The organism is Sphingobium anseongense (assembly GCF_037725245.1).
Taxonomy (GTDB): domain Bacteria; phylum Pseudomonadota; class Alphaproteobacteria; order Sphingomonadales; family Sphingomonadaceae; genus Sphingobium.
Window position 1 is genome coordinate 137,145 of the sequence record NZ_JBBJUL010000001.1, and the last position, 14,877, is coordinate 152,021.

The 14,877-nt window shown below is 66.1% G+C and carries 16 protein-coding genes; 10 read left to right on the forward strand and 6 right to left on the reverse strand.

Annotation, left to right across the window (positions count from 1 at the left end):
* The first annotated feature begins 122 nt into the window (after positions 1-122).
* Genes WG908_RS00675 through WG908_RS00695 form a run of 5 tightly spaced genes read left to right on the forward strand, consistent with a single transcriptional unit; the run spans position 123 to position 4,317 of the window.
* Positions 123-1,241: a DUF3089 domain-containing protein gene (locus tag WG908_RS00675; protein ID WP_340184627.1), complete on the forward strand. Its 1,119-nt coding sequence runs from the start codon at positions 123-125 to the stop codon at positions 1,239-1,241.
* Complete coding sequence (gene ruvX, locus WG908_RS00680) at positions 1,238-1,714, forward strand: Holliday junction resolvase RuvX (protein WP_340184628.1); 477 nt, start codon at positions 1,238-1,240, stop codon at positions 1,712-1,714. Before WG908_RS00675 ends, ruvX begins: the two co-directional genes overlap by 4 nt.
* Complete coding sequence (locus WG908_RS00685) at positions 1,714-2,055, forward strand: hypothetical protein (protein WP_340184629.1); 342 nt, start codon at positions 1,714-1,716, stop codon at positions 2,053-2,055. Before ruvX ends, WG908_RS00685 begins: the two co-directional genes overlap by 1 nt.
* Positions 2,056-2,101: 46 nt before the next feature.
* Entirely contained in the window at positions 2,102-3,097 is a 996-nt protein-coding gene (locus tag WG908_RS00690) for an aspartate carbamoyltransferase catalytic subunit (RefSeq protein ID WP_340184630.1), read from the forward strand.
* Entirely contained in the window at positions 3,094-4,317 is a 1,224-nt protein-coding gene (locus WG908_RS00695; RefSeq protein ID WP_340184631.1) for a dihydroorotase, read from the forward strand. Before WG908_RS00690 ends, WG908_RS00695 begins: the two co-directional genes overlap by 4 nt.
* Positions 4,318-4,353: 36 nt before the next feature.
* On the opposite strand, the gene WG908_RS00700 is transcribed toward WG908_RS00695, so the two are convergent.
* The 3 genes from WG908_RS00700 to WG908_RS00710 are packed head-to-tail and all read right to left on the reverse strand — an operon-like array spanning position 4,354 to position 7,005.
* Positions 4,354-5,730: an SPOR domain-containing protein gene (locus WG908_RS00700; RefSeq protein WP_340184632.1), complete on the reverse strand. Its 1,377-nt coding sequence runs from the start codon at positions 5,728-5,730 to the stop codon at positions 4,354-4,356.
* Between the two features lie 19 nt (positions 5,731-5,749).
* On the reverse strand, positions 5,750-6,271 hold the full coding sequence (locus WG908_RS00705) for a hypothetical protein (RefSeq protein WP_340184633.1): 522 nt from the start codon (positions 6,269-6,271) through the stop codon (positions 5,750-5,752).
* A gap of 14 nt (positions 6,272-6,285) precedes the next feature.
* Positions 6,286-7,005: an AAA family ATPase gene (locus tag WG908_RS00710; protein ID WP_340184634.1), complete on the reverse strand. Its 720-nt coding sequence runs from the start codon at positions 7,003-7,005 to the stop codon at positions 6,286-6,288.
* A 196-nt stretch (positions 7,006-7,201) separates the two neighbouring features.
* On the opposite strand from WG908_RS00710, the gene WG908_RS00715 reads away from it, so the two are divergent.
* Positions 7,202-8,215: an SPOR domain-containing protein gene (locus WG908_RS00715; protein WP_340184635.1), complete on the forward strand. Its 1,014-nt coding sequence runs from the start codon at positions 7,202-7,204 to the stop codon at positions 8,213-8,215.
* 3 nt (positions 8,216-8,218) lie between these two features.
* Here the strand turns inward: WG908_RS00715 and WG908_RS00720 are convergent, their stop codons facing one another.
* The 3 genes from WG908_RS00720 to serB all read right to left on the reverse strand — a co-directional run bounded on the left by WG908_RS00720 (position 8,219) and on the right by serB (position 11,068).
* Positions 8,219-9,820, reverse strand: coding sequence for a L,D-transpeptidase family protein (locus WG908_RS00720; protein ID WP_522012759.1), 1,602 nt, complete (start codon positions 9,818-9,820; stop codon positions 8,219-8,221).
* The gene (locus WG908_RS00725; protein WP_340184636.1) at positions 9,766-10,026 is read right to left on the reverse strand and encodes a hypothetical protein; all 261 of its coding nucleotides are present in this window, start codon (positions 10,024-10,026) and stop codon (positions 9,766-9,768) included. The genes WG908_RS00720 and WG908_RS00725 overlap by 55 nt, the downstream gene beginning before the upstream one ends.
* 163 nt (positions 10,027-10,189) lie before the next feature.
* Positions 10,190-11,068 (reverse strand): phosphoserine phosphatase SerB, encoded by an 879-nt coding sequence (gene serB / locus WG908_RS00730; protein WP_340184637.1) that lies wholly within the window; start codon positions 11,066-11,068, stop codon positions 10,190-10,192.
* Here serB and miaA point away from each other — a divergent pair.
* The 4 genes from miaA (at position 11,067) to ilvN (ending at position 14,714) form a co-directional block, all read left to right on the forward strand.
* Positions 11,067-12,008, forward strand: coding sequence for a tRNA (adenosine(37)-N6)-dimethylallyltransferase MiaA (miaA, locus tag WG908_RS00735; protein WP_340184638.1), 942 nt, complete (start codon positions 11,067-11,069; stop codon positions 12,006-12,008). The two genes, serB and miaA, sit on opposite strands and share 2 nt — an antisense overlap.
* 101 nt (positions 12,009-12,109) lie before the next feature.
* The gene (locus WG908_RS00740) at positions 12,110-13,855 is read left to right on the forward strand and encodes an acetolactate synthase 3 large subunit (protein WP_340184639.1); all 1,746 of its coding nucleotides are present in this window, start codon (positions 12,110-12,112) and stop codon (positions 13,853-13,855) included.
* Positions 13,852-14,199, forward strand: coding sequence for a hypothetical protein (locus WG908_RS00745; RefSeq protein WP_340184640.1), 348 nt, complete (start codon positions 13,852-13,854; stop codon positions 14,197-14,199). Before WG908_RS00740 ends, WG908_RS00745 begins: the two co-directional genes overlap by 4 nt.
* Positions 14,199-14,714: an acetolactate synthase small subunit gene (gene ilvN, locus WG908_RS00750; RefSeq protein ID WP_340184641.1), complete on the forward strand. Its 516-nt coding sequence runs from the start codon at positions 14,199-14,201 to the stop codon at positions 14,712-14,714. Before WG908_RS00745 ends, ilvN begins: the two co-directional genes overlap by 1 nt.
* Positions 14,715-14,877: the final 163 nt, after the last annotated feature.

A 14,877-nucleotide genomic window follows, 5' to 3' on the forward strand; every position in this document is an offset into this window, starting at 1 on the left:
CCGCGTATCGCCGCTTCAACCCCGTACGTTACGTGCGACCGCCGCCCTTGCGTGCGCCCGGCGCTTGCGCCAGACAGGCGGCACGATGGCGGCAGCGCCACGCAATACAGACGGAGTGGCCGTTGGCTCGCAAGTTCCTCTATATCATCGCCGGGCTGGTCGTGCTGGTGATCGCGGCGCTGCTGGCCTATCGCATCTGGGGTACACAGTTGATGCGCATCGTGATGGTGCCGCGAGAACCGTTTGTTGCCCTCTCTCCGCTGCCGGCCAACGCCTATGACGATTCGGCGATGTGGATCGCCCGGCCGGACATCGCCAGGGACAATCCGACGCTGTGGACGCCGGCGGGCATTCGCGACACGCCCGTCGAGCGCAAGGTCGCGCTGTTTTTCATCCATCCCACCTCCTACATCACCACATTGGGCGACGCCCATTGGAACATGGCGCTGGACGACCGGGAATCGCTCGCCATCGCGCGCCGTTTTGTCGGCAGTCAGGCGAGCGCCTTCAACGCCGTGGGTTCGATCTGGGCGCCCCGCTACCGCCAGGCCAATATCGGCGCCTTCCTGACCGACCGGCCGGACGCCGACCTGGCGCTGGCCGCGGCCTATCGCGATATCGCAGCCGCTTTCGCCACGTTTCTCAAGGCCAATCCCCAAGGGCCGCTGATCCTCGCCGGCCACAGCCAGGGAACCCGGCATCTGCTCCAGCTCCTGCGCGAAAAGGTGGCGGGCCAGCCGGTCGCGGACCGTGTCGCGGCGGTCTATGCCGTGGGCTGGCCGATTTCGGTGGAGGCGGATCTTCCCGCGCTCGGCCTTCCCGCCTGCGCGGGACGTGACCAGGGTCACTGCATCGTCGGCTGGCAAAGCTATGCCGAGCCAGCCGATCCTTCGGCCGTGATCGAAAGTTTCGTACGCAAGGCGGGCTACACCGGCCGGCCGCGCAAGGGCACGCACATGCTCTGCACCAATCCGATCACCGGCGCGTTCAACGGCGCGGCGCCCGCGAGCGCCAATCGCGGCACGCTCGACAGCCGTGACGAGGGCAAGCCGCCGCGCTTGCTCAAGGGCATCGTCCCCGCGCGCTGCGACACCAGCGGCGTGCTGATGATCGGCGAGCCGGTCGACATGGGGCCATTCACGCTGCCCGGCAATAATTACCATGTGTATGATTACAGCCTGTTCTGGGGTGACGTCCGGGAAGATGCGCGGCGGCGGCTCGCGGCTTTCCTGAAGTCATGAGCCTCGTCACGGCGGATCGCCCGACCTTTCGCGCGGCCTTGCCCCAGGGCGGGCGATTGATCGGTCTGGACGTGGGCACCAAGACCATCGGGCTGGCGCTGTGCGATGCGGGCTGGTCGATCGCCAGCCCCGCCCACACCATCAACCGGACCAAGTTCACCAGGGACAAACTCGCCCTTGCCGATTTCATCGCGCAGCAGCAGGTAAAGGGCATCGTCATCGGCCTTCCCTTCAATCTCGACGGCAGCGAATCGCCGCGCAGCCAGTCCTCGCGCGCCTTTGCGGGCAATCTGGCCGATCTGGGGCTCCCGATCCTGCTGTGGGATGAGCGCTGGTCGACCCAGGCCGTCACGCGCACGCTGCTGGAGGCGGACGCCAGCCGCGCACGCCGCGACGTGCTGATCGACAAGATGGCGGCAAGTTACATATTGCAGGGCGCGATCGACGGGCTGGTCGCGGGGATGGAGCATTGATGGCGCGCGCGGACAGGCTGGAGCGACTGGATGCGCGGCGCGCAATCCTGGAAAGCGACTATCGCGAAGCCCTGATCGCTGCGCTCAAGGTGACGGCGGCGGGCAAGTGGGGCCTGTTCGGCCACCAGAAGGACCGCCAGATCGAAGCCGCCGCCGCACCGACCATCGCGGCCCTTACCGAGCTTGGCGAAGAGATAGACGCCATCCGCGAGACGCTGTTCATGGAACCGTTCGCGCTGCATGCGGAATTTCTGGCGTCGCGCGGACCGGTCAAATCGACCGCCGTGGGCGAACCCAAGCAGGCGCGGGCGTGGCTCGAACGGTTGGAGCGGGCGTCATGAGCCGCCGTCTTGCCCTTCCCCGCCCCCTCCCCTAAAGCCTCGCTTCATGCCCGAAACGACCACCGCCCCTTCCACGACCGGCCTGACCGGGCGGGCGTTGTTCCCGCACCGCCACCTTCTGTCGATCGCGGACCTCAAACCCTGGGAAATTCGCTTCCTGCTCGACGAGGCCGAGGGCTGGGTGCAGGCCAACCGGGGTCACGCACGCAAGCATGACGATCGACTGGCCGGCATGACCCAGATCAACGCTTTCTTCGAAAATAGCACGCGTACCTTGCTGTCGTTCGAAATCGCGGGCAAGCGCCTCGGCGCGGACGTGGTCAACATGCATGCCGCCCAGTCGAGCGTCAAAAAAGGCGAAACGCTGATCGACACGGCGATGACGCTCAACGCCATGTATGCCGACGTCATCGTCATTCGCCATGGCAGCTCAGGCGCGGTCCGGCTGATCGCGGACAAGGTGGATTGCCCGGTGCTCAACGCCGGCGACGGCTGGCATCAGCATCCGACCCAGGCCCTGCTGGACGCGCTGACCATCCGTCGGCGCAAGGGCGGCTTCGAAGGATTGGTGGTCGCGATCTGCGGTGACGTGCTGCACAGCCGGGTCGCGCGCTCCAACATGCTGTGCCTCGCGGCATTGGGGGCGCAGGTGCGCGCGGTCGCGCCGTCCACGCTGATGCCGGCGCAGGTCGACATGCTGGGCGCGACCCCCTTCACCGACATGGCCGCCGGGCTGGAAGGCGCGGACGTGGTCATGATGCTGCGGCTTCAAAATGAGCGGATGGACGGCGCGTTCATCCCGTCGCCGCGCGAATATCACATGCTCCATGGCCTCACTCCCGATCGCCTGGCGCTGGCCAAGCCCGATGCGCTGGTCATGCATCCTGGTCCCATGAACCGGGGTGTCGAAATTTCCAGCAGCGTCGCGGACCATCCCGAACGATCGGCGATTACCGAACAGGTCGAAATGGGCGTCGCGGTTCGCATGGCCTGCCTTGACGTGCTGACCCGATCGGCGCGCGGCGTGGAGGGTTGGGCATGAGCCGGACCGCCATCGTCAACGGCCGCCTCGCCGATCCGGCCGGCAGCGCCGTTGCGCCGGGCACGATCCTGATCGAGGGCGACAGCATCCTTGCCGCCGGCGCGATCGACGTTCCCGCCGATGCCGCACGGATCGACGCGCAGGGCCTGATCGTCGCGCCGGGCCTGATCGACCTTGGCGTGTTCAGCACCGACAAGCCCGCTTTCCATTTCGGCGGCGTGACACGCGCCGCGCTGATGCCCGACCAGTCTTCGCCGCTCGACGATGCCGGCCTGATCCGGCAGGCGACACGCGCGGGCAAGCCCGATTTCTGGGTTCATCCCATCGCGGCGGCGACGCGGGGCCTGGCGGGCAGGGAATTGGCCGAAATCGGCATGATGCGCGCGGCCGGAGCGATGGCGGTGGGCACCGGGCGGCAATGGATCGCGGACTCCGGCGTCATGTTGCGCGTCCTGTCCTACGCATCGGGCCTGGGCCTGACCGTCATTGCCCATGCCGAAGACGGCGGCCTGACGGGCAATGCGGTCGCCACCAGCGGCGAAACCGCGACGCGGCTTGGCCTCGCCAACGCGCCTGCCTGCGCCGAAGCCATGGCGATCGCGCGCGACGTGATGCTGGCGCGCGAAACCGGCGCGGCAATCCATTTCCGGCTGGTGACGACCGCCGACGGCTTCGCGCAGGTGCGCGCCGCCAAGGCGCAAGGGCTGCGCGTCACCTGTGGCACCAGCCCCGCCTATCTGTTCCTGTCGGACAATGCGGTCAGCGACTTCCGCACCTTTGCCCGATTGTCCCCGCCGCTTCGTTCGGAGGATGATCGCAAGGCGACGATCGCGGCGGTTTCGGACGGCACCGTCGATGTGATCACATCCAGCCACGACCCGCGCGGTCCCGAAGACAAGCGCCTGCCCTTCGCCGACGCCGCCGCCGGCATGGCGGGGGCGGAAACCCTGCTCGCCCTGTCGCTCAATCTGGTGCGCGATGGGCATGTCACGATGAACCGGCTGATGACGCTGCTGAGCGGCAATCCCGCGCGCATCCTGGGCGTGGCCGCCGGCGACTTTGCCACGGGCCACGCCGCCGACCTCATCTTTATCGATCCCGACGCGCCCTGGATCATCGATTCGACCCGGATGGCGGCATCGGCGGGCAATACCCCCTTCGACCGCGTGCCAGTTCAGGGCCGCGTGCGCCGAATCATGAAGGGCGGCATGTTCCTTTAGGGAACGTGCCGCCCTTCATGAAATGATCGCTGTCGATCAGCGTGAGGCGTACTGACGGCCCCTGGTCGCTACCGCCCAACGCTGCGGCGTCGCACCCGGCGCGCCTTCGCGGACGAAGCATTGCCCCTTTTGCGCCTGGATCGTCCGGCACATCGTCAACGCATCGGCGCGATTGGCGAAGCCGCCGACCGCAAGGCGATGGAAGCTCTTACCCTTGATCGTCGCGCTGCTGGTGAGCACGGGGAATGCGGCGAGATTATTGTTGACGGTCGCCATCCGCGTCCAGCGTTCCTTGGCGATCGCCGCGCTGTCATAGGCGCCCAACTGAACCACCCAATTGCTTGCGCCGCTGCCGACGGGCTTGATGAAGGCCGCCTTCTGCATCGTCGCAATCGCCGGCGCCGCATTCCGCACGGCAGCCCTGGCGGCTTTCACTGGCTTGGGCGCGGCGCTCGAACGCTTGCCCTTCTCCTCGACGACGAAATCATCGGCGGCGGTACGGACCGGTGCCGGCGCCGCCTGGATGATCGGCGCTTTGAGGGTCGCGGCCGGGACGGGCACGGATTGCACCGCGGCCATTTCGAACGGCGGTTGCGCATCGTCCGTCGCTGGCGGCGTGTCGGCGGCGGCATCGGCGAAGGCCTGCGGCGTTTCGCTCGGAGCCTGGGGCGCCAGCGCGAGCGCGACCGGCTGGCCGGCATCGACGCCATTCACCTCAACGCCCATCAGCACCGCGACGCGCTGGGCGCCCATGGCGGGATCGGCCATCGTCGCCCATTGCGAAACACGCTGCGCGGCAGCGAGCGGCGGCAGGTCTTCACCCGCCATCACGCGCGCATCCTTCCACCGCCCGGCAAGAGCATAAGCGTAAGCGAGGTTCTGGCGCGTACGCGCGGTCGCCGACGGATCGTGGATCGCCTGGCTCAATATATTGACGCCCTCGACCGGATCGCCGGCCATCGCGATGGCAAGGCCATAGTCGGCGGCGGGCAACGTTTCGGCGTGGGCGGCGATCAGGCCGCGCGCTTCATCATTCTTGCCAAGGCCGACCTTGACCAGGGCCAGGCTGATGATCGTGCGGGCATCGCTCTTGCCCAGCGTCATGGCATCCTGCAACGCGGTTTCGGCCGATACGAACCGGCCGTTGGCGACATAGGCGCGCCCCAGCAACTGGCGCAGCGTGGCATCGCGGGGATAGCCTGCGACGGCCGCCTCCGCCGAAGTGAGCGCGCGATCAAAATCGCGTGCCGCCAGCGCCTTTTCGGTCGCCGCAGCCAGCTTCTGGGCGGTCTGCTGTTCCTTCGTCGCCCCGGCCGAGGGCCGGTCCGTGAATGCAGCGCCGCTGCAACCGACCATCGTGGTCGCCATCAGCAGCGAGGAAAGCGCCGCCCTTCCGAAACTGTTCCGCGTCATCTGCCTATCCACCCTTCGTTCAATTGGTGCCGCGGCGACGCGGCAACTGTCCGGCGAGTCGTTCGACTTCCGGCTGGCTGTTGAGAAATGCATCGAGCGCATCGGTCACGATCTGCTGCGCCGAACGCCCTTGCAGCGCGCAGGCTAGGCGCAGCCTGAGGTGCCGGTCGCTGTCGAGCCGCAGTGTGAACGCTGCCTTGCGGGCCAGCGCCCCGGCGGTCGCGACAGGGCGCGCGGCCTTGGATTTGTGCGTGCGGGCAACGCGCCTGGCCAGTTCCACCCGTTCGGTCACGACCGGCGGCACAATTGCCGGAGCCACGGACGCCATCGGCGTCAGGCCCGCATGCGGGCGGATATCGGCGGGCGGCGGGGCGTCATGGCCCATGTCGTTCCAGCCAAGATCTTCATGATGTGCAGCAAGGTTGCTGCTCGCCCCCCCGCCAAAGCCCGCGATCGGCTGACGTCGCATCGCCGGTTGCGCCGATCCCTTGCGCGCCAGCAGGCCCGAAGTCAGCGATGCGAAGGATTTGGGTTCGGCCATGGGTGCTTCTCCCCTCACTGGCTGACGACGCGGCGGCCAAAGCCACCGAGCGGACGGGGGTTGCCGGTCACGCCGGCACTTCCGGCCGGCACCGAAAAGACGGTGCGGCGAAAATTCTTTTCCAAACGATCGGAAATATAGGTCCACAGCGTCGTCACCTCGGCTGCGGACTTTCCCCTGGGATCGACTTCCATGACCGTTCGCCCGTCGATCATCGACGCGGCGAAATCAGTGCGATGGTGCAGCGTGACAGGCGCGACCGTGCCATGCTGCGACAGCGCAACGGCCGCTTCCGACGTGATCCGCGCCTTGGGCGTCGCCCCGTTGACGACAAAGATCAACGGTTTGGCGGCACGTTCACACAGGTCGACGGTCGCACCCACGGCGCGCAGGTCGTGCGGGCTGGGCCGGGTCGGCACGACGATCAGTTCAGCTACCGAAATCACGCTCTGGATCGCCATGGTGATGGCCGGCGGCGTGTCGATGACGGCAAGTTTGAAGCCCTGCTGGCGAAGCACTTCGAGGTCGGCGGCAAGGCGGGCGACGGTGGTCTGGGCAAAGGCGGGCAATTCGGCCTCACGCTCGTTCCACCAGTCGGCAAGCGAGCCTTGCGGATCGATATCGATCAGCACCACCGGGCCGGCGCCGGCCAGTTGCGCCTGCACGGCAAGGTGGCCCGAAAGAGTCGTTTTGCCCGACCCACCTTTCTGCGATGCCAGTGCTAGAACGCGCACGCAAATCCCCCCAGGAAATTCAATTCCCGATGGCAATGCCATGGTCGCGCCTAAAAATTGGTTAAGCAGGTGGCCACTTTTCGAAAAGCGGGCGCGAACAGTTAATCCCGTGTTGAGATTCGGGCACTTATGCTAATTCGCGATTAACCTTATTCTGCTTTAGCACTGGCGAAGATAGTTACAGGAGCATGTAGATATGGCAGGTCGGTGGGCGCATTTGCTATTGGTCGGTCTAGCGACAGTTGCCACGCCAGCGCTGGCGGACGTCAAGGCCGGCGTCGATGCATGGCAACAGGGCGACTATGCCCGCGCCATCAGCGAATGGCGGCCGCTCGCCGCCGCGGGCGACCCGGATGCCCAGTTCAACATGGGCCAGGCGCACAAGCTGGGGCGCGGGGTCCAGACCGACCTGTCCGCCGCGCTCGAATGGTATCGCAAGGCTGCGGGCCAGGGGCATTTGCGCGCCGAGGATAATCTGGGGCTGCTGATGTTCCAGCAGGGCGATCGCGCCGGCGCAATGCCCTATCTTCAGCGTTCCGCCGCGCGTGGAGAACCGCGCGCGCAATATATCGTGGGCACCAGCCTGTTCAACGGCGACCTGGTCGGCAAGGATTGGGTGCGCGCCTATGCGTTCATGACCCGCGCCTCTGCCTCCGGCCTGCCGCAGGCGACGACCAGCTTGCAACAGATGGACAAATTCGTGCCCGAAGCCCAGCGCCGGCAGGGCCTTGCGCTGGCAGCCGATCTGGAACGGCAATCGAAGGCGGGCGCGCTCGCGACCGGCCCGGCACCCAAGCCCCAAGGCCCGGTGGTGCGACCGGCGCCTTCCAGCGTCCGCACGACCAGCCTGCCGCCTTCCGACCTCAACCGACCGCTGGCCGAACCGGTGGCGCAACCGCGCACCGCGCCGCCGCCTGTTCGCGAAGCGACGAAGCCCGCGCCCCGCGCGGTTGCCGCAATCCCCGCCCCGGCAAAGGGCGGCGCTTACCGGATCCAGTTGGGCGCGTTCGGCGAAGAAGCCAATGCGCGCGCGCTGTGGAGCCGGCTGACCGCGCGGGTCAGCGGACTTTCAGCCTACCAGCCTTTCCTGGTAAAGGGCGGCAATGTGACGCGGCTTCAGGCCGGGCCGCTCGGCAATGCCGCCGACGCGGGACGGCTGTGCGCCAGCATCAAGGCCGCCGGCGCGGATTGCCTGCTCAAGAAGATGTGATGGCTAGGGCTCGTCGCCATCGCGCCCATAGACATCGTCGATGAACCGCACCCCGTCGCCTTCGGGCACGGCCGTAAAATAGGTCAGGTAAACCGGCACCGGCTGGGGCAGCGGACGATGCTGTTCAGGCGCATTGTCCGCGCTCGCCAGGCGTTCGCCAAAGAACCAGCGGCCAAGGCGCTGCGCATCTTCCAGCCGCACGCAGCCGTTGCTGAACTGGCGCGCTGGCCTCGCGAACAGGTCGCGCGCGGGCGTGTCGTGCAGATAGATGCCCAGATCGTTGGGGAACATGAATTTGACCTGGCCCATCGCATTGTTGCCGCCAGGCAGTTGACGGACCCGCACCTCCTGCGCCCCTGCCGCCACCGCCTGCCAGTCGATCTCGCTCTGGTTCAATCGGCGCGGATTGGCGCTCCAGTCGGACAGCGCCTCATATTTCATTCCCACCAGCGACGCGCCCCTCAATATCCTGGGCGCGACGGTGCGCTCGACCAGGTCGGACGGGATGTTCCAATAGGGATTGAGCGTCGCATAGCGAACCATGCCCGCCATCATCGGCGTCTGGCTATCGGGCGCGCCCACCACGACCTTCATCGTGCCGTCAAGTGCGCCATTGCTGTAATACCATAGCCGGGCGGAGGCCGCGTCGACCACGACATGCCGCACCCATGGCCCCGGCAACAGCCGCGCGCGCTCCAGATTGATCGCCAGCAGACGGCGCCGCTCGCCGGGATCGCGGTTGAGCGCGGCCAGCGTTTGCGGCCCGGCCACGCCATCGTCCTTCAGTCCCTCGACCGCCTGAAACCTGCGCACGCGCGCCGCCAGCGCCCTGTCATAGCCGCCCTCATAATGCAGACCCAGCCGTTCCCGCAGAGCCTCGACATCGGCGCCGCTCATCCCCGGCTTCAGCGTCCTGCCGGTCGGCACGTCGATATGATCGCTCCGCCGGCCGTCATCGTCATAGAGCGCGCGTGCATGGCGCAGCCGCATGTAGAAGTTGCTCATCCACTCGGCATTATGGACATAATCCGCAAAGGAGGGCGCGAGCGCGGCTTGCCGCAATATGGCAGAAGGATCGGCGCGGCGCGGCTCCAGTTCCTCGTCCAGATAGCGCATCGTCGCGCCCCTCGCAGGGCGGCGCATATCCTCGACCAGCGCGGCAAACGCGCGCGACAACGCCAGTTCGGCGCGCGCCAGCGCCCGAAACTCGCCGCTCTGTGCTTCCTCGATCGCGCGACGCAATCCGCGCGGGTCGTAATCGCGCGGATCGAGACCGTCCAACTGCGACGTTTCGATCAGCGCCAGCAGGTCGTCGGCCTGCGCTCCGACGGTTTCACCATCGATCCAGACCGGCCAATAGCCGCGCGCGCTGTAAAAATCCTTCAGCTTGCCGCTGACCTGCCCCGCTATTTCCGCGGCAACGCTACTTCGGGCGCTGTCGGCGGTCGGCGGCTGAGCAAGGGCGGCTGCCGGCGTCATGCCGATCAGCAGCAGCGCCATGAGACGAAGGGGGACGCGGCGGTTGCGCCGCGTCCCGACAGATGCAGATTTCAGCCGCGTTCCCCCGAACGGGTGGGCGGCGGCGGCGGCGGCGGCGGCGGGCACGGCGGACCCATCACGGCATGATAGACGCCATCGGCGCTGTAATAGCCATCGACGATACCGTCGCCGTCGCGATCGGCGGCGACCGTTCCCATGATCGCGCCGGGGCCGACCGGCGGCGCGGGAGCGATGGGTTCATTGGTGGAAGCACAGGCCGCAAGGGACAGCATCCCCGCGGCGGCAAGAGCCATATGGCTGATGGTCTTCATAATATCTCCTCTGCGGCCCGTTCCGAAAGGAGCTTCCAGCGGCCGCTCTTTTCGATGCTGCAATCCGCAGCAGCCGGGTAACGACCAAGGATGCTCGTCTATACCATTACTCTTGAGTAATGACGCCGAACAGTGGATTTACCACGATAAACCGAGGGCGCGTTCAATCGCCGATCCATTGTGCGGGGGCGATCCCCTGCGCGTAGAGCAGGACCGACAGGTCACCATGCACGATCTCGGCATGGGCCGCCGCTCGGGTCTTGGGCTTGGCATGATAGGCAACCCCCAGTCCCGCGCCCTCGATCATCGGAATGTCATTGGCGCCATCGCCGACCGCCAGCGTCAGCGCGCGGTCGATGCCCCCGGCAATTGCCGCTTCCAGTTCCGCTCGCTTGCGCGCGGCATCCACGATCGGCAACGACACAGTGCCGGACAGCCGGCCCCCATCTATGTCCAGCACATTGGCCACGGCATGATCGAAGCCGATCTCGCTCGCCACCGGCTCGGCGAAACGGGTAAAGCCGCCCGACACCAACAGCGTGCGCGCACCCCGCGCCTTCATGGTGCGGACCAGCGCCCTGGCGCCGCCCATGATGACGACCCGTTCGGCACGGCATCTGTCGATGGCCGCATCGTCCAGCCCCCTGAGCAGCGCCACCCGCTCGTGCAGAGCGCCCGCGAAGTCGAGTTCGCCCCGCATCGCCCGCTCGGTTATCTCCGCGATCTGCGGCTTGATTCCGGCATAATCGGCCAGCTCGTCGATGCATTCCACAGTGATCATCGTCGAATCCATGTCGGCGATCAGCAGGCTTTTCTGCCGATGGGCCACCGGCTGGACGATCAGGTCGATGCCCTGCCCCAGTCCGGTCAGCGCCGCACGCGCTGCAACCGGATCGGCGGCGAAGAACAGATCAGCCGCCTTGCCCTGTTCCAGCCAGGCCAGGTCCCCCGGCGCGCATCGCGCATCGTTCAGCCTGTCGCGCGCGGCGGCAATATCCCCCTGCCCCATCGAGGCGCTTGCCACTAAGGTCGCGACGAACATGGACACTCCTGACACCGACAGCGGCGAATCCCGCCCAAGGCTCGCGCTTATTGCCGGGCCGACCGCCAGCGGCAAGAGCGCGATCGCACTTGCCCTGGCCCGCGCCGCCAATGGCGTGATCATCAACGCCGACGCCAGCCAGGTCTATCGCGACCTGTCGATCCTGTCGGCGCGCCCCGACGAGGCCGAAATGAGCACGGCGCCCTATCGCCTCTACGGCCATGTGGATGCGAGCGAAGCCTGCACCGCCGCCCGCTGGGCCGCCGAGGCGCGGGCGGAGATCGACCGCGCCCACGGGCAAGGCCGCCTGCCGGTCCTGGTCGGGGGGACCGGCCTTTATATCCGAACGCTGATCGACGGCATCGCCCCGGTGCCGGATATCGACCCGGCCATTCGCGCCGGCGTCCGCGCAATGCCCGTCGCGGATGCTCATGCGGCGCTGGCACGCGAAGATCCGCCCGCAGCCGCGCGCCTAGCGCCAGCCGACGCCAGCCGCGTCGCCCGCGCGCTCGAAGTCATGCGCTCGACCGGACGCGCCCTGTCCGAATGGCAACGCCACAAGGCTGGCGGCATCGCCGGTCGCGTCGCGCTGCACCCGCTGGTTCTGTTGCCGCCGCGCGACTGGCTGATCGCCCGATGCGACGCCCGCTTCGCGCAGATGGTCGACATGGGCGCGATCGGTGAAGTCGAAGCGCTTGTGCGCCGCGACCTGTCGCCCGATCTGCCGGCGATGCGCGCGATCGGCGTGCCCGAGATCAGCGCCTATCTGCGCGGCGACATGAGCCGCGAAACGATGATCGAGCGGGCGCGGATCAGCACCCGGCAATATGCCAAACGCCAATATACCTGGTTCGCCAATCAGCCGCCGGCCGACTGGCCCCGACATGGATCAGTGATTGATGATAAAATCATAGACGAATTCGTAATTAAGTTACAATAATATGGGTTGACGCGGCACTTTATAATAAATAGAGGGCCGACCTTGCCTTATGGCAGTGTGTGACGCAAAGGCGCAGCCTTGATGGATCGGAAGGACGTAACGTGGCCGAAAAGAGCGGCGCGGACATATTGGTTGAATGCCTGATCGACCTGGGGGTCGAGGTCGTCTTCGGCTATCCCGGCGGCGCGGTACTGCCCATCTATGACGCGCTTTATAATCATCCCAGCCTGAAGCATGTGCTGGTCCGTCACGAACAGGGCGCCACGCACATGGCGGAAGGCTATGCCCGTTCGACCGGCAAGCCCGGTGTCGTCCTCGTCACGTCCGGCCCCGGCGCCACCAATGCCGTCACCGGCATCACCGATGCGCTGATGGACTCGATCCCGATGATCGTCATCACCGGCCAGGTTCCAACGCAACTGATCGGCACCGACGCCTTTCAGGAAGCGGACACGATCGGCATCACGCGCCACTGCACCAAGCATAATTATCTGGTGAAGGACCCCGGCAAGCTCGCCGGCGTCGTTCACGAAGCCTTTCACATCGCCACCACCGGCCGCCCAGGCCCGGTCGTCATCGACATTCCCAAGAATGTCCAGATCGCGACCGCGCCCTACAAGCGGCCGGACAAGTTCGACCATGCCAGCTATCGTCCGCAGATCAAGGCGGACGCGGCCGCCATCGACAGCGCGGTTGAAATGCTCGCGGCGGCCGAACGCCCGGTGTTCTACACCGGCGGCGGCGTCATCAATTCCGGGCCGGAAGCCTCCCGCCTGCTGCGCGAACTGGCTGAACTGACGGGCGCGCCTGTAACCTCGACGCTGATGGGCCTGGGCGCCTTTCCCGCCTCCTCGCCCCAGTGGCTTGGAATGCTGGGGATGCACGGCACCTATGAAGCCAATTTCGCGATGAATCAGGCGGACCTGATCCTTTGCGTCGGCGCGCGCTTCGATGATCGGGTCACCGGGCGACTGGACGCCTTTTCACCCAACAGCCGCAAGATCCATATCGATATCGACCGCAGTTCGATCAACAAGACGGTCGACGTCGACCTGCCCGTCGTCGCCGATGTCGCCAGCGCGCTCGCCGACATGGTGGCGCTCTGGAAAAGCCGTGGCCATGAAAAGGCGGACCTTGCCGAATGGTGGGCGCGGATCGCGGGCTGGCAAGCGCGCCAGAGCCTCGACTATGCCGACAGCAGGACGGAAATCATGCCGCAGCGGGCGGTGGCAGACCTGTATCGCGCGACGCGCGGTCGCGACGTCATCATCACCACCGAAGTCGGCCAGCATCAAATGTGGGCCGCGCAGCATTTCCATTTCGATGCGCCCAACAAATGGCTGACCTCCGGCGGTCTTGGCACCATGGGCTATGGCTTTCCCGCCGCGATCGGCGCGCAGATCGGCAATCCCGACAGCCTGGTCGTGTGCATCGCCGGCGATGCCTCGGTCCAGATGAACATCCAGGAAATGGGCACGGCCAGCCAGTATCGCCTGCCGGTCAAGCTGTTCATCCTCAACAATGAATATATGGGCATGGTTCGCCAGTGGCAGGAACTGACCTATGAAAGCCGGTATTCAAACAGTTACAGCGATTCGTTGCCAGACTTCGTGAAGCTGGGAGAAGCCTATGGCTGGACCGGTATCCGCATCGAGGGACCCCAGGACCTGGAGGCCGGCATCCAGCGGATGATCGACACGCCAGGCCCCGTCATCGTCGATTGCCGCGTCGCCAAGCTGTCCAACTGCTTTCCGATGATCCCGTCTGGCGCCGCCCATACCGAAATGCTGCTCGACCCCAGCATGGTGTCGGGCATCATGTCGGACGAGGCAAAGGCGCTGGTGTGACCGCTCACCTCAAGCTGCGCATCCATGTCAGCGAACCCTGGGATTTCGAGCGCGTCGCCGGCACGGCCGAACTGACCGGCTGGACCACCGACCATGTCGACCCGGACAACGGGGAATGGGAAGTGCATCTCGACCATGGCTTCGATTATCATGGCGAACATATTGGCCGGCTGTTGGCAGGCCCGCGATATGTGGGCGAGCGGCTGGATCGGGTGATCGACGCGGTGGTGGGCTTTCCCGCCCGCCTCGCATACCGCCAGGACGGCGGGTGGCATTTCGCATTGATCGGCATGGTGTCGCTGAACCATGAAAGCGACCAACAGGAAACCGGGACGACCATCTGATGCATATTCAGGAAGAACAGAAGGAGCGGCATGTCCTGTCGCTGACGGTTTCCAACGAAGCCGGCATCTTGGCGCGGATCGCGGGGCTGTTTACCGCCCGCGGCTATAATATCGACAGCCTGACCGTGGCGGACATCACGCCCGATCACCTGATCAGCCGCATCACCATCGTCACCAACGGCCCGCCCAAGGTCATCGACCAGATCATCGCCCAGCTCGACCGGCTGGTGCCCGTCCACAAGGTCACCGACCTGTCGGACAACGGCCCCTATGTCGAACGCGAACTGGCGCTGGTGAAAGTCGCGGGCACCGGCGAAGACCGGATCGAGGCGCTGCGGCTGGCGGACGTGTTTCGCGCCAAGGTGGTCGATACGACCATCGAAAGCTTTATTTTCGAAATCACCGGGACAACCGACAAGGTCGACAATTTCGTCGGGCTGATGCGGCAGATCGGACTGGTCGAGGTCGGCCGCACCGGTGTTGTCGGGCTGATCCGGGGGAAAGAAGCGATTTAAGCCATTAACCCCTCTCCCACCGGGAGAGGGAGGGGCCCGCCGCGCAACGGTGGGAGGGTGAGGGCGAGCGTGGCTCCCCTGCTCCCGGTGGTTCCCCCTCACCAACTTCGACTGGGGCCGGTCGGCTCAAGTCTTCGTATCCTCTCCCTCCAGGGAGAGGGTC